The sequence below is a fragment of the Lutibacter sp. genome (genome assembly GCF_040883305.1).
GTDB lineage: Bacteria > Bacteroidota > Bacteroidia > Flavobacteriales > Flavobacteriaceae > Lutibacter.
Genome location: NZ_JBFLKT010000411.1, coordinates 1 through 8,238 on the forward strand (window position 1 = coordinate 1; position 8,238 = coordinate 8,238).

Here is an 8,238-nt window from a genome sequence, read left to right on the forward strand (position 1 = left end):
AAGGAATGAAAGCAGGAGTTTCCTTAAATCCACATACACCAATTGCTGTTTTAGAAGATATTATAGAAGATTTAGATTTGGTATTAATTATGAGTGTAAATCCTGGATTTGGTGGGCAAAGTTTTATAGAAAACACCTATAAAAAAGTACAACAATTAAAAGCATTAATAGAATTTAGTGGCTCTAAAGCCCTAATAGAAGTTGACGGAGGTGTAACTGACCAAAATATCGAGCAACTCTCTGAAGCAGGTGTAGATGCCTTTGTGGCTGGGAGTTTTGTGTTTAAAAGTGAAGATCCAACTAAAACAATTTCAGACTTAAAAGATTTGGTTTCACCTAGTTAAACAGATTCTATTTCGTATTGCTTTAATAAATATCTTAAAATATCTGTAGTTGTAACAATACCAACTAAAATTTCATTATCAACAACTGGTAATGCGTGAAATTCATTTTGAGATAAAATTTCTACAACAGATTTTATGGTAATATTTGAAGTTACCATTATTGGATTTTTTACCATTATCTGCTCAATGCTTAACATATTGTAAATAGCATTGTCAATTTTAATCTCATTTGCATCATAAGAATCTAAAAAACTAATGCGTTGCAAATCACTAAGGCTTAACATACCAACAATATGTCTATTTTTAACAACAGGTATGTGTCGAATATGATGTTCTTTAAATAGTTTTTCTGCTTTATATAAATCATCACGCAAACATAACGTAACAAGCTCCTTTGTCATTATTTTAGATACTGGCTCAAGACGTTTCATAAATAATATTTTTTAAGTACTTTAAAGTTCTAAAATTTGAACTAAAGTATATATGATTAAAATCATTTTAATTTATTTAATTTTTAAATATTTTATACTTTAAGTATTGTTGTTGTTGTTTTAAACAACTTATTTTGAAAATAAATTGATACTCATCTAAAAAAAGAAGCATTATATTAGCACTTCTAAATGCACTATGTATTTATAATTATGAAAAATATATCAAGCTTTTTTAAAACAATAATTATTCTATTTACAATTTTATTTATAAGTTTTTCATGCAAGCAACAAAAAGAACCTAAACTTACTATTGCAACTGCTGCAAATATGCAATTTGCAATGGAAGAAATAAGTGCTGTATTTGAACAAGAAAGTGGCTTTAAATGTGAAATAATTGTAAGTTCTTCTGGTAAATTAACGGCACAAATTAAAGAAGGCGCACCTTACGATATTTTTGTCTCTGCGGATATGAAATATCCATTAGAATTATTCAATACTGGCTTTACAACAAGAGAACCAACAATTTATGCCTATGGAAAACTTATATTATGGTCTATGATTGATAGTATTAAGCCTTCTGTTGATTTATTGCTTCAAAAAAACATTAAACATATTGCTTCTGCAAATCCTAAAACAGCGCCTTATGGAATTGCTACCGAAGAAGTTTTAAATCATTATAAAATTTTTGATCGCACAAAAAGTAAGTTAGTTTATGGAGAAAGTGTGGCGCAAACAAACCAATTTATTACTACCAAAGCTACCGAAATTGGATTTACTGCTAAATCTGTTGTGCTATCTCCAATAGTAAAAGGTAAAGGAAATTGGGTTGCTATAGATGAAAACACTTATACACCTATTAAACAAGGCATTGTAATTATAAAAAACAGTCCAAGTTCTTCAGAAAAAAAAGAATTATTTTATAACTTCCTCTTTTCGAAAAAAGGAACAGTTATTTTGAATAAATTTGGATATGCAACCAACTAATAAATGAATATTTTAAAAGGAACCATTGAAAAACTTACGGTGTCTGGAAGCCTAACTTTAATTGGGATTAAAGTTGACACTATTAATATGTCTGCAATTGTAATAGACACCCCAAAAACAGCGCCTTACTTAAAAGTTGGAAATACAATTACAGTCGTTTTTAAAGAAACTGAAGTCATTATTGGCAAAGGAAATACAGATGAAATAAGCTTACGAAATAAATTTAAAGGAACTATTGAAGTTTTAGAGTCTAAAGAACTATTAAGTAAACTTACTATAAAAACCAACGTTGGAAAAATTAGTTCTATTATTACTACAAATGCAGTAAAACAATTACAATTAGAACTGGGAACAGCTGTCACGGCAATGGTGAAAACAAACGAAATACTAATTTCAGAATGATAGATTGGGAACCACTAATATTAACCTTTAAACTTGCATTTATAACTACGGTTTTGTTGTTAGCAATTTCCATTCCGTTGGCTTATTGGTTGGCATATACAAAATCTAAATTAAAACCCATTTGCGAAACCATTGTAAGTATGCCATTGGTATTGCCTCCAACTGTTATTGGTTTTTATTTACTAATCGCTTTTTCTCCTGCAAATTCTTTCGGAAATTGGCTAAACAATTGGCTGGGTTTAAAACTTGTGTTTTCTTTTGAAGGTTTATTAATTGCATCCATTATTTACAGTTTACCTTTTATGGTACATCCAATACAGTCTGGTTTTACAAACTTATCAAGTTCGTTAAAAGATATGTCTGACGTATTAGGAAAATCTAGAACAACTACATTATTTAAAGTATTATTACCTAATATAAAATCATCATTATTAACAGGAATTGTACTTGCTTTTGCGCATACAATTGGTGAGTTTGGAGTTGTTTTAATGATTGGTGGTAATATTCCAGGTAAAACAAAAGTTGCCTCCATAGCAATTTACGATGAAGTTGAATCTTTAAATTATGCCGCTGCTAACACTTATTCCTTAATTTTAGTTGCCTTAACATTTAGTATTTTATTGGCCGTTTATTTAATTAATGGTGGCTACTTAAAACAGTTTAAAAATGATTGAAATCAGGATTCAAAAAAAATTAACAGCTGCTTTGGGTGAAATGCTTTTAGATATAAACACCAATATAAATAAAGGAAGTTTAGTAACACTTTATGGAAAATCTGGTGTTGGAAAAACAACAATTCTTAGAATATTAGCAGGTTTATTATATCCTGATTCTGGGAAAATTGTAGTAAATGACGAAACTTGGTTAAATACAACAACTAAAATTAATTTAAAACCTCAAAAAAGAAAAGTAGGTTTTGTTTTTCAAGATTATGCGCTTTTTCCTAATATGAATGTAAAGGAAAATTTATTGTTTGCACTAAATAAAGGACAAGATGCAACAATTGTAAACCATTTAATTGAAATTATTGAATTAGGAGAATTACAAAACCGAAAACCAGATACACTTTCTGGCGGACAAAAACAACGTGTTGCATTAGCAAGAGCATTGGTTCAAAAACCTAGTATTTTAATGCTCGATGAACCACTTTCCGCTTTAGATGCTGAAATCCGATTTAAATTACAACAATATATTTTAGCCGTTCATAAAGAATATAAACTAACAACGCTTTTAATTAGCCATGATATTTCTGAAATTCTAAGAATGTCTGATAAAGTTCTTGAATTAGAACATGGAAAAATCATACGACAAGGGACTCCTAATGAAGTATTTAATCATAAAGAATTAAATGCCAAATTTCAATTTACTGGAACTATTATTGAAATTGAAAAACAAGATTTTTTATTTATACTTACCGTTAGAATTGGGAAAGATTTAGTAAAAGTTGTTGCAGATGAAAGCGAAGGTGAGCAATTAATAATTGGAGATAAAATATTAGTTTCGTCTAAAGCATTTAATCCTATAATCCATAAAATTGGGTAGTTTCTTAAACAAACCAGGCTTTTTTACTATTTCCAACAGAAGTTACGGCATCTTTTAAAAGTTGTGAAAACATTAATTCATCAAAATTTTCTAAGGATTTTACTTGAAGTGATCTTACCTGCTTTCTATTGTTATAGTTTTTAAGTTGGGGATATTTTTCTTCTAAAATAATTCCATGAACAATGGCAACATCAACAAAATCAGTACCTTTTAATACATTTAAATACAGTACAGGTTTTTTGTTAATACAAAAGAAAGGTGTTTTATAACTGTACTTTTCTTCAATTTGAGGCACAATTTTTAGTATTACACTTCTTAAATAAAGCATAATTGATTGGTAAGGTTCTTCTTGATTGTAAAAATATTGGTCTATTGGATTCATAAAAAAACACCAACAATATATAAAATTTTGTTGGTGTTTTTTCTGTTTAACATTAATTTAAAAATTTATCCACACTTAGTATGTCCGCAATTTTTACATTTTAAACATCCTTCTTCATAAATTAATCCATCTGGATCACCACATTCAGGACATTTTTTATCAACTGCTTGTGTGCCATCTTCAACAAATTGTTTTAAGGTACGTGCAATACCATTTTTCCAGGTATTAATATTCTCGTCGTACATATTTAAGTTGTTAATTAAATCAACTACATACGGTATTGGCATTCCGTGACGTAATACACCGGAAATTAATTTAGCATAATTCCAATATTCTTTATCAAAAGTACGTGAAAGACCTTCCATTGTAACTTTATAGCCTTGTCTATCTTCAAATTGAAAATCGTAACGAGAAGCTCCTTTTTCATCTTTATTTTTAATAACCCAACCTTCTTCTAACCAAGTTGGTAGCAAAAATGCATCTTCTAATTTACCCGTAAATACTTCATAAGGTCTATTGTTAATTAAACCAACAACAGCTACCCATTTATCGTAATCGTTTTGAAAACGCACTACTTTTGCTTTAATTCTTTTAGGACGTTTTGGAAAGATAGTTTCTGCATAACATTCGCCATCTTTCTTTTCTTTTTTAGCATCACTTGCTACTAAAATTCCACTTCTAGAACCATCTCTATAAACAGTGATTCCTTTTAAGCCTTTTTTCCAAGATTCTATATAAATATTACCAACCAAATCTACAGGAACATCTGCAGCTAAATTTATGGTTGAACTAATTGAATGCGTTGTATATTTTTGAACCAAAGCTTGCATTTCCACTCGTTTTTCCCAATCAATTTCTGGAGCAGTTGCACCAGCATACGGACTTTTACTGATATCCGTTTCGCCAGTTGCGTCCATCCATTGTTTTAATTTATTATGGTACACTTCAAATTCTTCAAAAGCATCACCCATATCATCTACATACGCAACTTTTGCGTTTTCGTCTCCTTCATTCACTTTTCTTCTTCGTTTGTACGATAATAAGAAAACAGGTTCAATTCCAGATGATGTTTGCGCCAACATGCTTAAACTACCTGTTGGTGCAACGGTACTTATTGAAATATTTCGTCTTCCGTATTCCATCATTCTTTTATAAACATCAGGAAATTCAGTTTCCATCATTTGAACAAATTCAGAGAAATTTTCAATTTCAGGACTAAATACTTCAAATTTACCACGGGTAATTGCCATGTCTATACTACTATCAAACTCACCTCTAAATTTGGTTTTCATAATTTCATCAACTACTGCAATTGCTTCGTCGGTATCGAATTTTTTACCCAAAGCAGCCATACAATCTGCCAAGGCTGTAAAACCTAAACCAGTTCTTCTTCCTTTTTTACCAGTTTTATAAAGTAATTTCCAAGTGTCAATTTCTACTTGCTTAATATCATTTGGTTCTTTATCGTGCATTATTTTGTTGAAGATCTTATCAACAGCTTCCAGCTCTAAATCAACCAAATCATCCATTAATCGTTGCGATTCATAAGTAACTTTATAGAATTTCTTAAAATCGAATGAAGCTTTTGCTGTAAATGGATTATCAACAAAACTGTATAAATTAAGTGCTATTAATCTACAACTATCACCACCTTGCATTGCAATTTCTGAACAAGGATTTGTTGAGCTATTTTTAAAGCCAGGATACATTGAAGATGTTGAATAATAATGTTGACGATCCCAAAATATTAATCCTGGTTCTGCTGTATTGTGTGCAGATTTAATTATGGTGTTCCATAATTCTTGTGCTTTTATTTTTTTTGTATACGTTGGCTTTTTACTATCAATTGGCCAACGCAATGTATATTCTTCATCTTTAACAACTGCCAGCATAAATTCATCAGACAATCTCAATGAAATATTTGCACCTGTAATTTTAGTTAAATCTTGTTTAATCGTCACAAATTCTTCAATATCCGGATGTGCAATATCCATAGTTAACATCAACGCACCTCTTCTACCATTTTGAGCAACCTCTCTAGTAGTATTTGAAAAACGATCCATAAAAGAAACAGCTCCTGTTGTTGTACCTGCAGAATTTGAAACTTGAGCACCTCTTGGTCTTAAATTTGATAAATCTACACCTACTCCACATCTACGTTTAAATAATTGCGCCAATTGTTGATCTGTATGAAAAATTCCACCATAAGAATCGTACACTGGAGGAACAACCACACAATTTGAAAGTGATGCAATTACATTGTTATTTCCTAGAGAAGACATTACACTTCCTTGCGGAATTATATATTTAAAATCTTTAAACAACTCAAAAATTCCATCTACAGACAAGAATTTACGTGTTTTTCCGTATTCAGAAAGTCCTTCTTTAGCAACTTCAGTTTCTAAATATTTTTGTTCAATTCTTCCAAATTCAACTGCCATTCTTTTATGCATTTCACTTGGAGAAGCCTCTAAATATTCGCCTTTCTTATTTTTTACTGCATACTTGTTCATCCAAGTAGTTGCTGCTAACTCATCGTTATTAAAATAAGCTAAACAACTATCTAACACCTCTTTATAACTATACACTTTTGGAAAAACTAATTCTTCTGTCATTTTCAAATTTTTTTAATATGGTTGATTTATCAGAAAATAAAATTATCGAATATTTAAAACTATTTCATCTTTTATTAAATTAGTTAATAACATTTTATTGTTGAAAAGTTAATTTTTTTTATTGCAAAATGGTTTTTTTTTACTTACTTTGCATTTCAAAGTACTTTTAAAATGGCGCAGAAAGATTATTTAAAGGAAATTTCAGAAATCAAATCAATAATGAATAAATCGTCTCGGTTTATATCGTTAAGTGGCTTGTCTGGAATTTTAGCAGGTATTTATGCTTTAATTGGAGCAGCAATCGCAATATATATTTTAGGAAATTATAATAATTCATACAGCGGTATGTCATTAATTCCTATTTCATATTTAGAATATATACTTATTACAATTGCATTAATTGTTTTAATTAATTCGGTTTTAACTGCTTTTATACTTTCCGCTAAGAAAGCTAAAAAAAGTGGTGAAAAATTATGGGATGCTACTTCAAAAAGGCTTTTAATAAATTTTGTAATTCCACTATTTACAGGGGGAGTTTTTTGCTTAGTACTCTATCAGAATAATTTAATTGGCTTAATTGCTCCAAGTACATTAATTTTTTATGGTTTGGCTTGTTTAAATGCCAGTAAATATACGTTGGGAGATATTCGGTATTTAGGAATTTTAAATATACTATTAGGACTGATTGCCACACAATATATTGGGTACGGACTTTATTTTTGGGCACTAGGTTTTGGTGTATTCCACATTATATATGGTACGGTTATGTATAATAAATACGATAAAAAATAAGGTTGAAAAATATTTTACAAAATATAAATAAGGCGTTTGATCATAGAATAAGATTGGGCATTATGTCGGCACTGGTTGTTAATGAAACTGTTGATTTTAATACGCTAAAAGAAATTTTAGGCGCAACAGATGGTAATTTAGCTAGCCACATTAAAGCACTTGAAAAAATGAATTATATTACTATTCACAAACAATTTATTGGCAGAAAACCGAATACAACCTATAGTGCAAATACAACAGGAACTATTGCATTTAAGAAACATATTGAAGCTTTAGAAAATTTAATAAAAAATACTTAAAAAAATTTAATCATCTACTTTGAAATACAAAGTACTTTTAATATTAGAAACTATGAATATGCAACAAAACAAATTTGGAAACTGGATTAAAAACTCTATTACAGCAAGAATGTTAATGATTGGTGTTTTAATAATTGCGCTACTAATTCCATTATCTTTTATTGAAAGTTTAATTCGTGAACGTGCTAATAGACAAGAATCTGTTGTGAATGAGATTAATGAAAAATGGGGAAATGAAGTCCTACTTTACGGCCCAATATTAAAAGTTCCATACAAAACATATACCGAAAAATTAGTAACAAATAGTGAAACTAAAAAAGTAACAACAGAAACTATTTCGCACATAAATTATGCCTATTTCTTTCCAGAAAGACTGGCAATTAACAGTGAAATAAATCCTGAAGTTAAAAAAAGAGGCATCTATAAAACTTCGGTTTATAAAAGTGT

General features: G+C 29.6%; 11 protein-coding genes. 8 read left to right on the forward strand and 3 right to left on the reverse strand.

The genetic code is table 11. The features are described from left to right. Positions 1 to 344 (forward strand): ribulose-phosphate 3-epimerase (locus tag AB1Z17_RS13250; RefSeq protein ID WP_368052247.1); only part of this gene is annotated, 344 nt, incomplete at its 5' end. Here the strand turns inward: AB1Z17_RS13250 and AB1Z17_RS13255 are convergent. Further along, the gene (locus AB1Z17_RS13255) at positions 341 to 775 is read right to left on the reverse strand and encodes a CBS domain-containing protein (RefSeq protein ID WP_368052248.1); all 435 of its coding nucleotides are present in this window, start codon (positions 773 to 775) and stop codon (positions 341 to 343) included. The genes AB1Z17_RS13250 and AB1Z17_RS13255 overlap by 4 nt on opposite strands. 210 nt (positions 776 to 985) lie before the next feature. Between AB1Z17_RS13255 and modA the strand changes: the two genes are divergently transcribed. From modA to AB1Z17_RS13275, 4 genes are read left to right on the forward strand one after another with little or no spacing between them, the layout of a single operon-like run. Next, on the forward strand, positions 986 to 1,759 hold the full coding sequence (modA, locus tag AB1Z17_RS13260; protein WP_368052249.1) for a molybdate ABC transporter substrate-binding protein: 774 nt from the start codon (positions 986 to 988) through the stop codon (positions 1,757 to 1,759). A 3-nt stretch (positions 1,760 to 1,762) separates the two neighbouring features. Then, positions 1,763 to 2,161, forward strand: a complete 399-nt coding sequence (locus tag AB1Z17_RS13265; protein WP_368052250.1) for a molybdopterin-binding protein — start codon at positions 1,763 to 1,765, stop codon at positions 2,159 to 2,161. Next, positions 2,161 to 2,835: a molybdate ABC transporter permease subunit gene (gene modB, locus AB1Z17_RS13270; RefSeq protein WP_368052257.1), complete on the forward strand. Its 675-nt coding sequence runs from the start codon at positions 2,161 to 2,163 to the stop codon at positions 2,833 to 2,835. Before AB1Z17_RS13265 ends, modB begins: the two co-directional genes overlap by 1 nt. After that, the gene (locus AB1Z17_RS13275; RefSeq protein WP_368052251.1) at positions 2,828 to 3,703 is read left to right on the forward strand and encodes a sulfate/molybdate ABC transporter ATP-binding protein; all 876 of its coding nucleotides are present in this window, start codon (positions 2,828 to 2,830) and stop codon (positions 3,701 to 3,703) included. Before modB ends, AB1Z17_RS13275 begins: the two co-directional genes overlap by 8 nt. Before the next feature lie 4 nt (positions 3,704 to 3,707). Here AB1Z17_RS13275 and AB1Z17_RS13280 read toward each other — a convergent pair whose 3' ends face one another. Both AB1Z17_RS13280 and AB1Z17_RS13285 read right to left on the reverse strand, forming a co-directional pair. Further along, complete coding sequence (locus tag AB1Z17_RS13280) at positions 3,708 to 4,085, reverse strand: DUF1801 domain-containing protein (protein WP_368052252.1); 378 nt, start codon at positions 4,083 to 4,085, stop codon at positions 3,708 to 3,710. 65 nt (positions 4,086 to 4,150) lie between these two features. Further along, the gene (locus AB1Z17_RS13285; protein ID WP_368052253.1) at positions 4,151 to 6,700 is read right to left on the reverse strand and encodes an adenosylcobalamin-dependent ribonucleoside-diphosphate reductase; all 2,550 of its coding nucleotides are present in this window, start codon (positions 6,698 to 6,700) and stop codon (positions 4,151 to 4,153) included. A 171-nt stretch (positions 6,701 to 6,871) separates the two neighbouring features. On the opposite strand from AB1Z17_RS13285, the gene AB1Z17_RS13290 reads away from it, so the two are divergent. From AB1Z17_RS13290 to AB1Z17_RS13300, 3 genes are all read left to right on the forward strand, one after another. Further along, entirely contained in the window at positions 6,872 to 7,492 is a 621-nt protein-coding gene (locus AB1Z17_RS13290; RefSeq protein WP_368052254.1) for a hypothetical protein, read from the forward strand. A gap of 2 nt (positions 7,493 to 7,494) precedes the next feature. Further along, entirely contained in the window at positions 7,495 to 7,791 is a 297-nt protein-coding gene (locus tag AB1Z17_RS13295; protein ID WP_368052255.1) for a winged helix-turn-helix domain-containing protein, read from the forward strand. A 19-nt stretch (positions 7,792 to 7,810) separates the two neighbouring features. After that, on the forward strand, positions 7,811 to 8,238 hold a 428-nt coding region (locus tag AB1Z17_RS13300; protein ID WP_368052256.1), incomplete at its 3' end, for an inner membrane CreD family protein.